Annotated in this window: 16 protein-coding genes; 5 read left to right on the top strand and 11 right to left on the bottom strand. The window is 72.1% G+C overall.

The window, feature by feature from the left end; genetic code table 11:
• Window positions 1-62: 62 nt before the first annotated feature.
• The 9 genes from O7595_RS30250 to dnaK form a co-directional block, all read right to left on the bottom strand.
• Window positions 63-2186 carry a DUF1996 domain-containing protein gene (locus O7595_RS30250; RefSeq protein ID WP_269732683.1) on the bottom strand — a complete coding sequence of 708 codons (2124 nt, stop codon included), beginning with the start codon at window positions 2184-2186 and terminating at the stop codon, window positions 63-65.
• A gap of 257 nt (window positions 2187-2443) precedes the next feature.
• Complete coding sequence (locus O7595_RS30245; protein WP_269731750.1) at window positions 2444-3331, bottom strand: universal stress protein; 888 nt, start codon at window positions 3329-3331, stop codon at window positions 2444-2446.
• A 408-nt stretch (window positions 3332-3739) separates the two neighbouring features.
• The gene (locus O7595_RS30240) at window positions 3740-3997 is read right to left on the bottom strand and encodes a UBP-type zinc finger domain-containing protein (protein ID WP_269731749.1); all 258 of its coding nucleotides are present in this window, start codon (window positions 3995-3997) and stop codon (window positions 3740-3742) included.
• A gap of 71 nt (window positions 3998-4068) precedes the next feature.
• Window positions 4069-4518, bottom strand: coding sequence for a thioredoxin (gene trxA / locus O7595_RS30235; RefSeq protein ID WP_269732682.1), 450 nt, complete (start codon window positions 4516-4518; stop codon window positions 4069-4071).
• Between the two features lie 5 nt (window positions 4519-4523).
• Window positions 4524-7172 carry an ATP-dependent chaperone ClpB gene (gene clpB, locus O7595_RS30230; RefSeq protein ID WP_269731748.1) on the bottom strand — a complete coding sequence of 883 codons (2649 nt, stop codon included), beginning with the start codon at window positions 7170-7172 and terminating at the stop codon, window positions 4524-4526.
• The gene (locus tag O7595_RS30225; protein ID WP_269731747.1) at window positions 7163-7567 is read right to left on the bottom strand and encodes a chaperone modulator CbpM; all 405 of its coding nucleotides are present in this window, start codon (window positions 7565-7567) and stop codon (window positions 7163-7165) included. Before O7595_RS30225 ends, clpB begins: the two co-directional genes overlap by 10 nt.
• Window positions 7564-8544 carry a DnaJ C-terminal domain-containing protein gene (locus O7595_RS30220; protein ID WP_269731746.1) on the bottom strand — a complete coding sequence of 327 codons (981 nt, stop codon included), beginning with the start codon at window positions 8542-8544 and terminating at the stop codon, window positions 7564-7566. The genes O7595_RS30225 and O7595_RS30220 overlap by 4 nt, the downstream gene beginning before the upstream one ends.
• A gap of 5 nt (window positions 8545-8549) precedes the next feature.
• Window positions 8550-9065: a nucleotide exchange factor GrpE gene (locus O7595_RS30215; protein ID WP_269731745.1), complete on the bottom strand. Its 516-nt coding sequence runs from the start codon at window positions 9063-9065 to the stop codon at window positions 8550-8552.
• 8 nt (window positions 9066-9073) lie between these two features.
• A complete protein-coding gene (gene dnaK, locus O7595_RS30210; protein ID WP_269731744.1) occupies window positions 9074-10984 on the bottom strand; it encodes a molecular chaperone DnaK in 1911 nt (636 codons plus the stop codon).
• An 874-nt stretch (window positions 10985-11858) separates the two neighbouring features.
• Between dnaK and O7595_RS30205 the strand changes: the two genes are divergently transcribed.
• Together O7595_RS30205 and O7595_RS30200 are read left to right on the top strand one after the other, a co-directional pair.
• A complete protein-coding gene (locus tag O7595_RS30205; protein ID WP_269731743.1) occupies window positions 11859-12461 on the top strand; it encodes an LAETG motif-containing sortase-dependent surface protein in 603 nt (200 codons plus the stop codon).
• A 223-nt stretch (window positions 12462-12684) separates the two neighbouring features.
• Complete coding sequence (locus O7595_RS30200) at window positions 12685-12879, top strand: hypothetical protein (RefSeq protein ID WP_269731742.1); 195 nt, start codon at window positions 12685-12687, stop codon at window positions 12877-12879.
• Window positions 12880-13112: 233 nt separating this feature from the next.
• Here the strand turns inward: O7595_RS30200 and O7595_RS30195 are convergent, their stop codons facing one another.
• Window positions 13113-13514, bottom strand: a complete 402-nt coding sequence (locus O7595_RS30195) for a DUF5997 family protein (protein WP_269731741.1) — start codon at window positions 13512-13514, stop codon at window positions 13113-13115.
• A gap of 57 nt (window positions 13515-13571) precedes the next feature.
• Between O7595_RS30195 and O7595_RS30190 the strand changes: the two genes are divergently transcribed.
• Complete coding sequence (locus tag O7595_RS30190; RefSeq protein WP_269731740.1) at window positions 13572-14357, top strand: LysR substrate-binding domain-containing protein; 786 nt, start codon at window positions 13572-13574, stop codon at window positions 14355-14357.
• Between the two features lie 100 nt (window positions 14358-14457).
• Here the strand turns inward: O7595_RS30190 and O7595_RS30185 are convergent, their stop codons facing one another.
• Window positions 14458-14628: a hydrophobic protein gene (locus tag O7595_RS30185; protein WP_109294168.1), complete on the bottom strand. Its 171-nt coding sequence runs from the start codon at window positions 14626-14628 to the stop codon at window positions 14458-14460.
• A 166-nt stretch (window positions 14629-14794) separates the two neighbouring features.
• Here O7595_RS30185 and O7595_RS30180 point away from each other — a divergent pair, with 166 nt between their 5' ends.
• The gene (locus O7595_RS30180) at window positions 14795-14968 is read left to right on the top strand and encodes a CsbD family protein (protein ID WP_269731739.1); all 174 of its coding nucleotides are present in this window, start codon (window positions 14795-14797) and stop codon (window positions 14966-14968) included.
• A gap of 897 nt (window positions 14969-15865) precedes the next feature.
• Window positions 15866-16318 (top strand): MarR family winged helix-turn-helix transcriptional regulator, encoded by a 453-nt coding sequence (locus O7595_RS30175; protein ID WP_269731738.1) that lies wholly within the window; start codon window positions 15866-15868, stop codon window positions 16316-16318.
• The last annotated feature ends 156 nt before the right edge of the window (window positions 16319-16474 follow it).

Genomic DNA, 16474 nt, shown 5'->3' with positions numbered 1-16474 from the left:
CCGCAACGACCTGGCCGGCCCCGTGTCGACGGGACCGGCCAGGGCCGAGGTACGGGACCGCGTCAGTGACGGCGTGCGGCCGCGCGCTGCGGACGACGCGTACGGAGCAGCAGGACTCCCGCGACGAGCAGCACGGCTCCGGCTGCGGACGGCCACAGCTGGGCACCCGTCTCGGCGAGCCCGCCGCCCTGTCCCGCGGCCACGGGCCGGCTGCCGCCGTTGGGCTCGGGATCGTTCTCCCCCGCGTCCTTCGTGGCCTGGGCGGCGGGTTCGCCGTCGCCCGTTCCGGTCTGCGACGAGCCGTTCGACCCGGCGGAGGAACCGGCGGAGGAACCGGCGAGGACCTCGGGGTCCTTCACGTCACCGCCGCCTTCCGGGGCGTTCTGCTCCCCGGAGCCGCCGTCGCCGCCCGAGCCGTCCTGACCGGCACCATTCTGACCGGAGCCGTCCTGACCGGCACCGGCGGCAGCGCCGGGCTTGTCGTCCCCGCCCGGGGCACCGGGTGCGTCCTGACCGCCCGCTCCACCGTCGGCGGGCGGGTTGTCGCCGCCGGGGTTCTGCGGCTCGCCCGGTGCGTCGGGAGCGTCCTGACCGCCCGTCGCGCCGTCGTTCGGCGGGGCCGGGTCAGCGGGGTTCTCCCCGTTGCCGGCGCCGTCGTCACCGCCGTTGTCACCGCCGTTGTCACCGCCGTTGTCACCGCCGTTGTCACCGCCGTTGTCACCGCCGTTGTCACCGCCGTCGGCAGGAGGTGCGCCCGCATCGCCGGGACCGCACTCGCGGCCCTCGTTGATGCAGCTCACCAGCTCCTCCATCAGGTTCTCGTCGAAGACGTTGATGAAGTCGCCGTGGTCGGTGATGGGCTTGTGCAGCTGCTCCGGGAACGAGTCGACCGCGAAGACGCTCGGGTTCGCCCCGTCGAAGACCGGCGGCGGCACGTCGTAGACGATGCGCTGCACGAGCTGCGGAATGGCCCGGAAGCCGTTGGGGCAGGCACCGTTGTCCTGGGCGAAGGCGACATGGGTGCGGTGGTTGGCGCTGTCGGTGTTCTGACCGTCCCAGCAGCTCTGGAACTTGAACGACCGCACCACCTGGCTGCCCTCGGGGCAGATCGGGTACTTGTCCTTCAGCTGGCGGTCCTCGAACCCGGTGCAGCTCCACGACGCGTTCGCGTTCGCGTCACCGTTGACGAACGCCTTGGCGTCGCCGGTGATGATCCGCAGGAACCGCGGCATGGCCGTCACCTCGGACACCGGGCTGCCGACGAAGTTCAGCGTGACCTGCGACGGCGTCTGGATCTCACCGACGTTCTGGTCCTTGCCGCCGCCGTCGGCGTCGGCGTCGTTCTCCTGCTGCCCGTTCTGCAGCCGCAGCACCGGCCAGTAGTACGTCGACTTGTCGCCCTGGTCCACACAGGTCGTCTGCCCGTTGGCGAGGTCGTCGTCGCTGGCGAAGGCGTCGTTGGCCTGGTTGCCCACGTAGTCGTGCATGTGGTGGGCGCCGTTGGCGACACCGGGAGCGACGATCACGTTGTCCGGGTTGAACTTCCCGTTCTCGTTCACACCACAGTCGGTCGTGAACGTGCCCCGGGACGCGTTCTGCTGGTTGGGGGGGTTGTCGACGTTCGGCTGGACGGACTGGATGTCGACGAAGTCGGACTGCTCGGGGCCGTTGCCGGCCTGACCGCCGTTGCCGTTGCCGTCGCCCTGGTCCTGGCCGCCGTCGTCCTGGCCCTGGCCGTTGTCCTGGCCCTCGCCCTGACCGCCGTCCTGACCCTGATTGTCGGCGTCGTCCTCCTTCAACTCGCAGGCAGCCATGGACTCGAGGCCCTTCGGCCGTTCGCCGGACCGGCCGATCGCCGTGGAGATGCGGTCGAGGCTGGCGGTCCGTTTGTCCTCCAGCGGACCGAGGACCGCGTTCTCGGCGAACTTCGGGTCCCGCGCGACCTGTTCCTTCTGCTCGGCGAACCGCTTGTATGCCTCCGTGATCTGGCTGTCCATCGCGGCCAGTTCCTTGTCGACCTCCGGCCTCGCCGCGTCCGGCACCTCCGAGAGCCCGTTCGCGACCTCAGGACACTTGATGGTGGACGCGGCAGCGCCCGCACCGAGAGTCTGGTTCTGCGACTGCCCCCACCCCTCGCCGGCCGAGGCATAGGTGTTGACGGCGATCAGCCCGCCCCCGCCCAGCATGAGCGCGATCGAGGCCGCCACTACTTTCCTGCCGCCCGTTGAGCGTCTGCGTGCACTTCTTCTCAATGGAACTCCTGTGCGTCTCTGCCGGTTCGCGCGTGGCCGCGAACGGCTGTGGGGGACCCGCTGAGTTCCATACGGACGCGTGCCGCGGAGTGTTCAAAGCAATCCGCAACTCGTCGTCCCCGGCGGGGTGGGCCGGCCGCCGGAGGCACTGCGCCGGAGTCCCCGCGGCGGGCCCCGAAGGCCCGGTCGCTTCAGACGCCGGCGCCGCTCTTGCGCACCACGGCGACGGGGCAGTCAGCGTGATGGAGCATGGCCTGGCTCACCGATCCCAGCAGCAGCCCCTTGAAGCCCCCGCGCCCCCGGGCACCGACGACGAGGATCTGCGCCGACCCGCTCGCCTCGATCAGGGCCTTCCGTGTGTCGGCCCGCACGACCTCGTGCTCGACCGGGACGCCCGGGTACGTCGCCCGTCGGCCCGCCAGTGCCTCCGCCAGCAGACGCTCCTCCGCCTCCGTGAGCGCCCCCGGTGGGTTCGCGTACGGCATCGACGGGTCCTGCGGCGGTGGCAGCGGAGCGTTCCACGGCGTATAGGCGTGGAGGGCGAGTACTCCGGTCCCGCGCAACGCTGCCTCCGCGAAGGCGAAGTCGACCGCCGCCTCACTCGCCGGAGAACCGTCGACGCCCACCAGAACGGGGCCCCCGCTGTGGGAACGCTCCCGGACCACCAGCACGGGGCATCGGCCGTGCGCCGCCAGATGCACGGCCGTGGACCCGACCAGGAGCCCGACGAAGCCGCCCATCCCGCGGGAACCCACGACGACCAGTTCCGCTCCCCGGGACTCCGTCCCGAGCACGGTCAACGGCTCGCCCGACACCACGGCGGAGACGACCTCCACTTCCGGTGCGGTGGCCGCGGCCCGCTCGACCGCTTCGGCCAGGAGCCGGGCGGCCGCGTTCCGCAGACCGCCCCCGGGCGGCCCGTACGAGGGCGGGCCCAGCGGCACGTGCATCCTGTCCCAGATGAACGCGTGCACGACCCGGAGCGTGGCCCCGCGCCACCGGGCCTCCCGGGCCGCCTCCTCGACCGCGGCCAGGCCGGACGCCGATCCGTCCACTCCCACTACCACCAGGCCGCCCATGCCGCCACCTTTCGGCCGGTTCTCCGTCCTCACTACCAGACTCACCTCGGTCCCGTCCCGGCGCCACAGCGACGGGCCGCTCGGAGCAGGCACCCGCACGAACCGTCGTCGACCCGCTTGCCGGCTCCCAGCTCCAACCCGGCACCCGGCACGGCGCCGACCCCACCGGCGCGCCCGTACGGGAGGACGTGGTGCGGGCCAATCCGGCGCTGTGCGTAAGCCGTTCGGGGCTCTCGGCCCGGATCGAGAGGGGCTTCCCGGGCAGGACGCGCCGGGCAGCACGGCGCCGAACGGCAGCCCCTGGGCGGGCCGCGTCGGGGCCGTGCGCACGGCGCCTCGCGGCGCGGGCCCGGCGATACCGGTCGAGGCACATACGCCCGCAGGAGCCGGGAGGACGGTCCGTCGCCGTCAGACCATGGCGCCGTCGATGTAGCACCAGCGCCAGTCCTCACCCGGTTCGAAGGACTGCACGATCGGGTGGCCCTCGGTCGCGGCGTGCCGGCCGGCGTGCTTGAGCGGCGAGGAGTCGCAGCACCCGACGTGACCGCAGGTGAGGCAGAGTCTCAGATGGACCCAGGGTGATCCGAGCCGCAGGCACTCCTCGCAGCCCTCGGGGGTGTTCGGCGACACCGGACGCACCATGTCGAGATGCGGATCGGTCTCCATCACTGGCGGCCTCCTTCGGCGGCTTGGGGTGTTCAGCGGCGGCCCCGCAGGGTCTGGCGGCTTGGGGGTGTTCAGCGGCGGCCCCGCAGGGTCTGTTCGACCCACTGGCGCAGAGCGGGTGCCGGGGCCGCGCCCGCCTGCCGGGAGACGACCTCTCCCCGGTCCATCAGGATCAGGGTCGGCACGGCCTGCACCTGGAACTTCTGCGCGATGCGCGGCGCCTGGTCGACGTCGACCTTGACCAGCTTGATCCGTCCGGCCAGTTCCCGTGCGACCTGCTCCAGCGCCGGACTGACCATGCGGCACGGCCCGCACCAGGTGGCCCAGAGGTCGACGAGCACGACGGGCGCGGCCTTCTCCGCGACCTGCTCGAAGTCGTCGTCGCCCGCGTCGGCGATCCACGGGAGCGGGGCCTTGCAGCTCCCGCAGCGCGGACGGCCGTCGGCGGCCACCGGCACGCGGTTCCCGCGGCCGCACTCGGTGCACGCGACCGTTCTGCCGCCCGCGCCGGTCGGCTTCATCGGGCTCACGCGGCCTCCCGCACGGGTCGCGGGTGGCTTGGCGCGTCGTCGTAGGTCACGAGGAGTTCGCCGTCCTGCTCGCCGACGCGGACCGTGGAATCGTCCCGGACGTCACCGCGGATCAGTGCACGGCCGACCAGGGTCTCGACCTCGTGCGAGAGGTAGCGGCGCAGCGGCCGGGCACCGTACACGGGGTCGAAGCCCTGCTCGGCGATGTGCTCGCGGGCGGCGTCGGTGAGTTCCAGGGTGATCCGGCGCTCCGCGAGCCGCCGGCGCAGATCGTCGAACTGGAGGTCGACGATCTGCTTGATCTGTGCCATGCCGAGGGGCTTGAACAGTACGACGTCGTCGATGCGGTTGAGGAACTCCGGCCGGAAGTGCGCCTGCAGATCGCCCATGACCAGGGCCCGGGTCTCGGGCTTGATCTCGCCGTCGGCGGTGACGCCGTCGAGCAGGTACGTCGACCCGATGTTGGAGGTCATGATGACGACGGTGTTGCGGAAGTCGACCGTGCGGCCCTGGGCGTCGGTGATCCGGCCGTCGTCGAGTACCTGCAGCAGGGTGTTGAAGACGTCGGCGTGCGCCTTCTCGATCTCGTCGAACAGGACGACCGAGTACGGCTTGCGGCGGACGGCCTCGGTGAGCTGGCCGCCCTCCTCGTAGCCGACGTATCCCGGGGGCGCGCCGACCAGCCTGCTGACGGTGTGCCGTTCCTGGTACTCGCTCATGTCCAGGCGGATCAGGCTCTCCTCGCTGTCGAACAGCGCCGCCGCCAGCGCCTTGGCGAGCTCGGTCTTGCCCACGCCGGTCGGGCCGAGGAAGACGAACGAGCCGATCGGCCGCCGCGGGTCCCGGATGCCGGAACGGGCCCGGATGATCGCGTCGGTGACGAGTCTGACCGCCTCGCCCTGCCCCACGACGTGCTCGGCGAGGATCTCGTCGAGCCGCAGCAGCTTCTCGCGTTCGCTCTCCTGGAGCCGGGTGACGGGGATCCCGGTCCATGCGGCGACGATCTCGGCGATCTCGTCCTCGGTGACGACCTCGTGCAGCAGCCGGTTCTCGCCCTGCTTGGCGGCGAGGGAGTCCTCCTCGGCCGCGAGCCGCCTCTCCAGTTCGGTGATCCTGCCGTAGCGGAGTTCCGCGGCGCGGTTGAGGTCGTAGTTCCGTTCGGCCTCCTCGGCGTCCTGCCGTGCCTGCTCCAGGTCCTGGCGCAGTTCCTGCACCCGTCTGATGGCCTGGCGCTCGGCCTCCCACTTGGCGTGCATGGCGTCGGCCTCGGCGCGCAGGTCGGCCAGTTCGCGCCGGAGTTCCTCGAGGCGCTTGCGGCTGGCGGGTTCGGTCTCCGTGTCGAGCGCCGCCTCCTCGATCTCCAGCCGGGTCACCCGGCGGGTGATCTCGTCGAGTTCGGCCGGCATCGAGTCGATCTCCGTCCGCAGCCGGGCGCAGGCCTCGTCCACGAGGTCGATCGCCTTGTCCGGCAGGAACCGGTCGGAGATGTAGCGGTGGCTGAGGGTGGCCGCGGCGACGAGCGCGGTGTCCTGGATCTTCACTCCGTGGAAGACCTCCAGGCGTTCGCGCAGTCCGCGAAGGATGGAGATGGTGTCCTCGACGCTGGGCTCGTCCACGACCACCTGCTGGAAACGGCGTTCGAGGGCGGCGTCGGACTCGACGTACTTGCGGTACTCGACGAGGGTGGTGGCGCCGATCATGTGGAGTTCACCGCGTGCCAGCATCGGTTTGAGCATGTTCCCGGCGTCCATGGCCCCCTCGGGGCCGCCGCCCGCGCCGACGACGGTGTGCAGTTCGTCGACGAAGAGCAGGATCCGCCCCTCGGCGCCTTTGACCTCGCCGAGCACCGCCTGCAGCCGTTCCTCGAACTCACCCCGGTACTTGGCGCCCGCGACCAGCAGGCTCATGTCCAGGGCGAAGATCGTCCGGTCGCGCAGCCCGTCGGGCACGTCCCCGCGTACGATCCGCTGGGCCAGCCCCTCCACGATCGCCGTCTTGCCGACGCCCGGTTCGCCGATCAGGACGGGGTTGTTCTTGGTCTTCCGGCTCAGGATCTGGATGACGCGGCGGATCTCCGCGTCGCGGCCGATCACCGGGTCCGTCCTTCCGCCGCGGGCCTCGGCGACCAGGTCCCGGCCGTACTTCTCGAGTGCCTCGTACGAACCCTCGGGTGTGGCGGAGGTGACGCGCTGGTGCCCGCGGATCTGCGTGAGGGCGTCGAGGAACGACTCCTCCGTGACGCCGAACTCCTTGAGCAACCGGCCCGCGGAGGTCCTCGACCCCTCGTCCACGAGGGCGAGGACGAGGTGCTCGACGGAGACGTACTCGTCCTTGAGCCGCTTGGCCTCCCGCTCGGCGGTGTCCAGCACCTGCGCGAGCCGCTGGGTGATGAACACCTGGCCGGGCCGGGCTCCGGGGCCGGTCACCCTGGGTCGGCGGGCCAGCGACTCCGTCACGGCCCCGCGCAGCCCCTGGGTGTCGACGTCCGTCCGGTCGAGCAGCCGGGGCACCAGGCCCTCAGGCTGGTCGATGAGGGCGAGCAGCAGATGCTCGCCGTCGACCTCGGTCTGGTCGAGCCGTCCGGCGATCGTCTGTGCCTCCCCCAGGGCTTCCTGCGACTTCTGGGTCAGCCGGTTCATATCCACGATTCATCACTCCTGGTGCCGGCGTTGCTGCGCCTCAGTGCGTCCTCCAGTTCGCTGATCCGGTCGAGCAGATCGAGCACCAGACCGAGGGAGGCGTAGTCGAGGTGCAGCCCGGCCCGTAGGCGTTGGATGCGGGCCAGTGCGGAGGGGGCGCTCCGGTCGAACCACAGCCGCCCGTCGGCGCCGCGGGTCGCGTCGATCAGGCCGAGCGCGACGAACCGCCGGACGACCTCGGGGTGGAGGGAGGCGCTGCGTGCGACGGCGTCCAGGTCCAGCCGGGGGACCGGATCCATCGCGTAGCGCCGTACGACGACGTTCACGCCCGGCTGCCGGGCCGGTGGTGTCGCCGGGCGGTGTCCGGGGGCCCGCCCGGAAGACCGGGGGTCGTGGGTCATCCTGGGTTCCTCGGGTCGAAGGTGGAGTCGGCGGCGAGTTGGCCGAACAGTTCGCGTTCGCGTTCGGAGAGTTTCGTCGGCACCATGATCCGGACCTCCGCGTAGAGGTCCCCGTCGCCGCCGCGGGGGTTGGGCATCCCCTCGCCGCGCAGCCGCAGTCTGCGGCCGCCGGACGAACCGCCCGGCACGGTGACCTTCGCCGTGCCGCCGGGGGTGGGAACGGGCACGGTGGCACCGAGGGCGGCCTCCCAGGGGGTGACCGGGAGGACCACGTGGATGTCACGGCCCTCCAGCCGGAACCGCGAGTCCGGTGTGATCCGCACACGCAGGAACAGGTCGCCCGACGGGCCGCCACCGCTCCCCCGGCCGCCCTCCCCGGCCAGCCGGATGCGCTGGCCCTCGACGACCCCGCGGGGAACGGCCACGTCGTAGGTCCGCGGACCGTCCGGTCCGGAGAGGGTGATGCCGCGTCTGCCACCGTGGTAGGCCTCTTCGACGCCGAGCGGGAGCTCCGCCTCCTGGTCCGCGCCGGGCACGGGCCCCCTGGCCCTGGTCCCGCCGCGCCCGAACAGCCCGCCGAGCAGGTCCTCGAAGTCCACGCCCGCGCCGCCCTCGTGGCCCTCGTGGCCGTCCCCGAAGTCGGACACGAAGCGGACCCGGCGGCCGTCGCCGCCCGGGGCGCCGGACCATGCGTACCCTCCGCGACCGCCCCGGGCACCCGCGGCGGCCGCGACACGCTCGTCGTAGTCCTCCGGGACGTCCCGGAAGTGCTCGCCGAACCGGTCGTAGCGGCGGCGCGTGTCGGGGTCGGACAGCACGCCGTACGCCTCGTTGACCTCCCTGAACCGCTCCTCGGCCTGCGGGTCCTTGTTGACGTCGGGGTGGTGCCTGCGGGCCAGCTTGCGGAAGGCCGCCTGGATCTCGTCGGAACCGGCGCCGCGGCCGACCCCGAGCACGTCGTAGTAGTCACGCGCCATGGGCGTCACTCCTGCCGCTTGTTCACCACGACGGCCGCGGGACGCAGTTGCCGGTCGCCCTCGCCGTAGCCGGGCCGCTGGACCCGGACCACGGTGTTGGGTTCGGCCCCGGGGTCGTCGACGAGGCCGACCACCTCGTGCCGGGCCGGGTCGAACGGCACTCCCGTCTCCTCGTAGCGGGGGTACCCGAGTCCCCGGAGGACGTCGACGGCCAGATCGCGCACGGCCCTGACTCCCTCCAGCACGGCGGACTGGTCGGATCCAGCGTGCTGGAGGGCGAGTTCCAGGTTGTCGACCACGGGCAGCCAGGCCGCGGACGTGCGGGCCCTTTCGTCGCTCCGTTCGCGCTGCAGCTCCCGCGCATGACGCTTGCGGAGGTTGTCCAGATCCGCGAGGGAGCGCCGCCAGCGGTCCCGGACCTCGTCGAGTTCCGCGGTGGGTTCCCCGACGTCCGGCTGTCCCTCCGCGGCCGGTGCCCGGCCGGGCTCCTCCGGCGGAACGGGTACGTCGTCGGTGGTCATGTACCGTCTCAGCCCTTGTCGAACTCGGCGTCGATCACGTCGTCGTCGGACCCTCCGGCACCGACCGACGCACCGGCTTCGGCCCTCGCTCCCGGCGCGCCCGGCGCGGCACCGGCGGCGGCACCGGCCCGGTGGGCGGACAACGAGGCGTGGACCTGCTGGAGTTCGGACGTCAGTGACCTGACCCGGTCGACCGGCGCCTCCTCCCGCACGGCCTGCCGGGCGTCGCCGACCAGGATCTCCGCCCTCGCCTTCTCGTGCGGGGGCGCGGCGTCTCCCAGGTCCTGGAGTGCGCGCTCGACCTGGTAGGCCACGGCGTCCAGTTCGTTGCGTGCGTCGACGGCCTCGCGCAGCGCGTGGTCCTCGCCGCGGTGGCGCTCGGCCTCCTGGACCATCCGCTCCACCTCGCCCTGGTCGAGGTTGGAGCCCTCGCTGATGGTGATGCCCTGCTCGGCTCCCGTGTTCTTGTCGCGCGCGGTGACGTTCAGGATGCCGTTGGCGTCCACGTCGAAGGTGACCTCGATCTGCGGCTCGCCCCGGGGGGCCGGCCGGATGTCCTTCAGCTGGAAGCGCCCGAGGACACGGTTGTCGGCGGCCATCTCCCGCTCGCCCTGGAGGGCGACGACGTCGACGGCCGGCTGGTTGTCCTCGGCGGTGGAGAACGTCTGCGTACGGCGGACGGGGACGGTCGTGTTCCGTTCGACGAGCCTGGTCATCACACCGCCGCGGGTCTCCACGCCCAGCGACAGCGGGGTCACGTCGAGCAGCAGGACGTCCTTGACCTCGCCCTTGAGCACGCCCGCCTGGATCGCGGCGCCCAGGGCCACGACCTCGTCGGGGTTGACGCTCATGTTCGGCTCCTTGCCGCCCGTCAGCCGGCGGACGAGGGCCTGCACGGCCGGGATGCGGGTGGACCCGCCGACGAGGATGACCTCGTCGATGTCGTTCCCGGTGACCTTGGCGTCCGCCATGGCCTGCTTGACGGGCTCCAGGGTCCGCTCGACGAGGTCCGCGGTGATCTGCTCGAACGTGGACCGCATGACGGTTTCCGTCAGGTGCTTGGGGCCGGCCGCGTCGGCGGTGACGAACGGCAGGCTGACCTGTGTCTGGGTCACGGAGCTCAGTTCGACCTTGGCCTTCTCCGCTGCCTCGAACAGCCGCTGCAGTGCCTGGGGATCCTGGCGCAGGTCGATGCCGTCTTCCTGCTGGAACTTGTCGGCCAGGTGGTCGACCAGGCGCCGGTCGAAGTCGTCGCCGCCGAGGTGGCTGTCACCGGCGGTGGACCGTACCTCGACCACGCCGTCCCCGACATCGAGCAGGCTCACGTCGAACGTGCCGCCGCCGAGGTCGAACACCAGCACCGTCTCGTGGCCCTTCTTGTCCAGGCCGTAGGCGAGGGCCGCGGCGGTCGGCTCGTTGATGATGCGGAGCACTTCCAGGCCGGCGATCCGCCCGGCGTCCTTGGTGGCCTGGCGCTGGGCGTCGTTGAAGTACGCGGGAACGGTGATGACCGCCTCGGTCACCCGCTCCCCCAGCTGCTTGCCCGCGTCGTCGGCCAGTTTGCGCAGCACCAGCGCGCTGATCTCCTCCGGCGAGTACAGCTTGCCCCGCACGTCGAAGCGCGCGTTGCCGTGCTCGTCCGGAACGACGTCGAACGCGACGGCCTTGGCCTCGTCGGAAATCTCGTCGTAGCGGCGGCCGATGAAGCGTTTGGCCGAGTAGATCGTCCCCTTGGGGTTGAGAATCGCCTGGCGGCGTGCCAACTGGCCGACGAGCCGTTCCCCGGTGTCGGTGAAGGCGACGACGGAGGGGGTCGTGCGGCTGCCCTCGGAATTCGGGAGGACTGCGGCCTCTCCACCCTCCCAAGCCGCGATCACCGAGTTGGTGGTCCCCAGGTCGATTCCGACTGCCTTGGCCATGAGGTTCTCCTTCGTCGCACGACGCGCGGTTCACAGGTCGGGAGGCGGATGCTCAGGTCGGTGGGGACGGGCACACGGGTGCGCGGGGGCGGCGCCGCGCCGGCCGTACGGCACGGTTGGTTGCCGCGTCCGGCGGTCCGGCCGGCCCATGGTCCGTCGGGCGCCATCGGCGCCGTCGGCCCCGCGCCTGCTCCGGCGCCGTGCCGCGGAAGCCTCGCGGCCTGCTCCTGCCACGTCCACACGGGTCCACTCCCGTCCTGCCAGTACAAGCCTGACGGATATCGACCAATCGGGGCAATTCGGACCATCGGCGATCTTTCCGACGCGGCTCGAAGCCCGGCACCGGACCTCTCCGTCGGCGCGAGAGTTGGGCGACCCCGTACGGGCGCAGCGGCGGCGCGGGCTCCTCCGGCCGCATCCTCCCTCAGGCCCGGCAGGGGGCCGGGCCATGCGGCCGGCGACGGCTTCGGAAAGGGGCACGGCCGCGGACGCCCGGCCCGTCATCCGGTGCGGAGCCCGCCGTGGTGCCGAAGCGGCCCGCCGCAGGGCAGCCGGGCGCGGCCGAGGACCTCCAGCGGCGAGGGCGGGCCGAAAGGGATCACGCCCGGAAGTGCGAGGACTGCGACATCGCGCAGGGGCGAACGCTCCCGTCCACCCCGGGCCGCCCCGGTCGCTCGCAGCACCGGACGGACGGGGGCAGCGCCCCGGCGCCGGCAGCAGGACGGCGTAGGGACGGGTAGCGCCGGCGCCAACGCCCCCCGCCCGGTGGGGTGATGGGACCAAGTCGTTATCGGGGGCGGAGTGAACACTGGTTCGCGGGAGGAGTACTGTGCGCTGCCATCAGACCAGGTGTTCGGACCTCCATGGAGGATTGATGAATGCACCCACCCGTGCGTGGAAGCGCTCGGGCGCTCTTATGGCCGGCGCTGCCTTCGGGCTGGTCGGAGTGGGCCTGAGCGCCGCTCCGGCGTCGGCCCATACGCCCGTCTGGACGGTGACCTGCTCCGAGGTCACGGTCGACCTCAAGGCGTACAGCCCCAACGTCACCAACACGGTGACGGTCACCGTCGACGGCAAGGACCTGCTGCCCACCGAGGCGTTCGGGCGCGAGTTCAGCAAGACGCTGCAGCTGCCCGAGCACAAGGCCGAGGTCGAGGTGCGGCTCGTGGTGAAGGCCGGCGACGGCGACCGGTTCTCGCACGACGAGACCAAGAGCGCGCCCGTCTGCGAGACGCCGGAACCCTCCGGGACGCCGGAACCCTCCGGGACCCCGGAGGAGCCGGAGCCCTCGGACACCCCGAGCTCGGAGCCGCCCAGCTCCGAGGCGCCGCCCGCGCCCGAGCCGAGCACGCCGCCCCTCGCGGAGACCGGCGGATCCAGCGCCACGCCCGTGATCGCGGGCGCCGCGGCCGCGGCGGTCGCGGCCGGGGCCGGCATCCTCGTGGTGACGCGCCGGCGCCGCGCCGGTCGCGGCTGACCGCCGTCCGCGCAAGGCGGGTCCGTGCCCCGAGGCCCATCTGGGTCGCGGGGCACGGTCACGATCCGGTGCCGTCACACTGCGGTGGTGTGACGGACCTTCCGGGCCGAAGAGCCAGGAAGGCGGAGACCTGACCACGGCCTCGGCAACGTCCTGGACGCACATGCGCGCCGTCCACGGGACGGTTCGGGCGACACCGTCCGCGAGATGGTACGTGCGGCCCATGGACGTGACCGTGCTCAAGGGGACGGAACCGATCACCCGGCTCGACGACCCGGGCCCGCACCCGGTCCCGCTGCGCCCCGGGGACTCGGCACGCAGCGTGTCCGTCTGGCGCTACTCCGCCGTCGACGCGGCGAACCCGGTCCCGCACATCACCGCCGACGCCCACGTCGCCGGGCACAGCGTGTTCGTCTGACGCTACTCCGCCGTCGACGCGGCGACCCTGCGGGGCAGCGGGGTGTACGTGGGGATCGGCCCGGGCGCGGGCGCCGGGCCGGCAGACCGTGGAGCCGGAAGGCGGCCTCGACCTCGGCGGGGGACGGGCCTGCTCGGCACGATCGCGTGGACGAAGATCACGTATTGACGCCGCTGATCACCGGCGCGGGGACTCCTGGTCACCGGCGGGCCGGCCCGCGCACGGGCCTGCCGTCAGGAACGCCCCTCGGCCTCGGCGTCCTTCTCGGCGCGCTTCTCCCTGAGGCGCACGGCCTCCTTGCGCACCTCGGCCTGGGTCGCGCGCTCCCGCTGGAGCCACTCGGGGCCCTCCTGCTTCAGCGCCTCGATCTGCTCCGTGGTCAGGGGCTCCGTCACACCGCCGCGGGCCAGGCCGGAGATGGAGACGCCCAGCTTCGCCGCGACCACGGGACGCGGGTGCGGGCCGTTGCGCCGCAGCTCGCGGAGCCACTCGGGCGGGTCGGACTGGAGCGCGTTGAGCTCGTCGCGCGAGACGACGCCCTCCCGGAACTCCGCAGGGGTGGCTTCGAGGTACACACCCAGCTTCTTGGCCGCCGTGGCGGGCTTCATGGTCTGGGTGCCGTGGTGCGACGTCATGGGACAAGGATATCGAGCGCGTGCACGAGCTCCGACCACGCCGGATAACCTGGAGCGGTGACTGGCTCGGAAGCTCCCCCCTCGTTCAGGCTCGCCTACGTACCCGGCGTGACTCCTGGCAAATGGGTGCGGATCTGGCAGGATCGGCTGCCGGACGTCCCACTGGACCTCATCGCGGTGCCGGCCGCCGAGGCGCCGGGGCTGTTGCGCGACGGGGGCGCCGACGCCGGTGTGGTGCGACTGCCCGTCGACCGCGCCGTTTTCAGCGCCATCCCCCTCTACACGGAGACGACGGTGGTCGTCGTGCCGAAGGACCACGCGATCTCGGCCGTCGACGAGGTGTCCCTGGAGGACCTCGCCGACGACGTCGTGTTCCACCCGCTGGACGACACCCTCGAGTGGCGGGACCTCCCCGGACGTCCCGCGATCGAGCGCCCGGCGACGACCGCGGACGCGATCGAGCTCGTGGCCGCGGGGGTGGGTGTGCTGGTGGTCCCCCAGTCCCTCGCCCGGCTGCACCACCGCAGGGACCTCACATACCGCCCGGTCACCGACGCCCCTCAGTCGGGCGTCGCCCTGTCCTGGCCCGAGGATCGGACCACCGATCTGGTGGACGACTTCATCGGCGTCGTCCGCGGGAGGACCGTCAACAGCACGCGGGGCCGCCGCACCTCCCCCGCGGAGCAGCCGAAGGACAAGGCCCGGCGCTCGGGCCGCCCGGCGCGCGAAGCGGCGGGCGGCAAGACCGCGTCCGGGGGACGGCGCGGTGCTGCAACAGGGCGCGGCGGCGCTTCCGCCGGGCGCAGGGGTGCCCGGCCCGGCAAGCCGCGCCGCCGCTCCTGATCCACGGGGTCCGTTCGGGCGCCGTCCGGACACGGGGACGCGGGTGCCCCGGGAGGTCCTCCCGGGGCACCCGCGTTCGGGCAGTCGGCGCGGCGCCGACCTACCAGCGGTACCAGCGTCCCCGGCCGCCACCGGGCCCGGCCGGCCGGATGACGAAACCGAGCAGCCAGACGACGAGGACGATCGCGGCGATCCACCAGAGCGCTTCGAGAGCGAATCCAGCACCGAAAAGCAGCGCGGCGAGTATGAGAACCAGCAGCAACGGAACCATGTTTATCAACCTCCGAAGCCACGGTTGCCCCCACTCCGCGAATTCATACCTGCGGCACGGTCGATCACTCCGCCGTCCTTTCCCGGACGGACCGGGGGGTTTGACGGCGCGGGCTCGGGTGAGTCGACGCAGTGCACCTGTCGTCGACTTCCGGGAAGTGAGAGTCATGGCTGCGGACGAGAAGACCCAGGCCAAGATCGAGCAGGCCAAGGGCAAGGTGAAGGAGACCCTGGGACGCGCGGTCGGCAACGAACGGATGACCGCCGAGGGGCGGGCCGAACAGTCGAAGGGCGATATGCGCGCGGCGAAGGAGAAGACCAAGGACGCCTTTCACCGCTGAGGGGGCCCTCCGGCTCCGAGGCCCGGTATTCGCGCGGCGGATACCGGGCCGGCCTCGTTTCCGCGCGGGTCACCGGAATGACGCGCACCGAAACGACCGCCCGGCGAACGACCATCCGCCGAACGAACGCCTGCCGAAACACCGCTCATCGATGGCGCGGCGCCCGGAAGGTCCGTGCGGACCGGAGCCCGCCGCAGGGCCGTCCGCGCTCCCGGCTCGGCGCTCGGTGCTCCTCACCCGGCCCGGCGGCGTACTCGGTCCCTCGGTTCCTCCGTCCCTTCGCGCACGATTGCCCCGCCCACCCGGCAGCACACCGCGAAGTCCGGCGACCCGCCTCGGCCACCGGCGAGTCCGTCGGCCGCATCGCCCGCCCCGTCCACGATGGTTCGGCATCCGCACGGGCGTCTACACGGCGGGATGCGGCTGTGCCGCAGTGACTACGAAGACCCCGCACTGCCGACGAGACACCCGGCAGTCCCTTCCGGTGGGCCGCCCACATCAACCAGCGGGCCGCTGGCGTCTGCTGTCGGCGCGACGACGGCCGCACCGAGGTGCCGACGCGCTTCGCACCGACCGGATGACCGCGACTCGGGCGGCATCGGTCTCGCCTCCCCGCCGCGGCCGTCCGGCCGGCCGCACGGCATCGGCCGTCGGCGGGGTGCCACATGGATCCGCTGCTTCGTTCCCGAGGTTCGGCGGAGGCGGCCACCACAAGCGGCGCGTGAGATTCCGGTAATCGAACACATCATGGACACTGCGTTCGGCCAACGGTACGGTGCGGCAACATGTGGCCGGAACCATCGGGGGCCGCGGACCGACGGACGCTCAGTGTGTCGACTTCCTGCGGAGGGGGCCGTTTTGCGTGTCGCCAAGTACTGTGAGGACGCTCGTGGTGGCGTGACCAGCGTCGACGCGCTCAGCCGCTCCGCACTCGCGGTGCTCCACCTGACCGGCAGGTTCACGGCCGAGCTCAACAGGCTGACGCTGGCGCACGGACTCAGCGCGGCCCAGTGGCAGGTACTCAACGCCATAGGCACCGGGCCGCGACCCGTCTCCGAGGTGGCCCGCCTCCTGGGTGTCACCCGACAGAGCGTGCAGCGTACGTCCGATGTGCTGGTGAGCCGGAGACTGGCAGCCTACCGGGACAACCCGGCACACCGGCGCGCCAAACTGCTCGAGGTCACCGACGGCGGTAGGGCGGTCCTGCACGGAATCGAGCCCGGCCAGGCCGAACTGACCCGCCGACTGTGCGGAGAGCTGGGTGGCGAGGATGGATTCCGCAAGATCATCGAGATGCTGGGGGAATTGTCGCGGGCCCTCTGCGCCGTCGCACCGCAAACCCGTTCCTGAGTCCGCGAAGCCCCTGTGGGGCCACCGCGCCCGCACGCTCCGCGGTCCACCCGCCAGGGCTGGAAATCGCCCTGCCGGAAGGGCTGTTGATGGCCGATTTCGAGTGCTTCCGTATTGTACCGTCAGCGCCTTGAACAGGGGCACATCGGGGGGACC

It is taken from the genome of Streptomyces sp. WMMC940, assembly GCF_027460265.1.
In the GTDB taxonomy this organism is placed as follows: Bacteria; Actinomycetota; Actinomycetes; order Streptomycetales; family Streptomycetaceae; genus Streptomyces.
The sequence above is the reverse complement of the archived record's forward strand: the minus strand, read 5'-3'. Positions and strand labels throughout refer to the sequence as shown.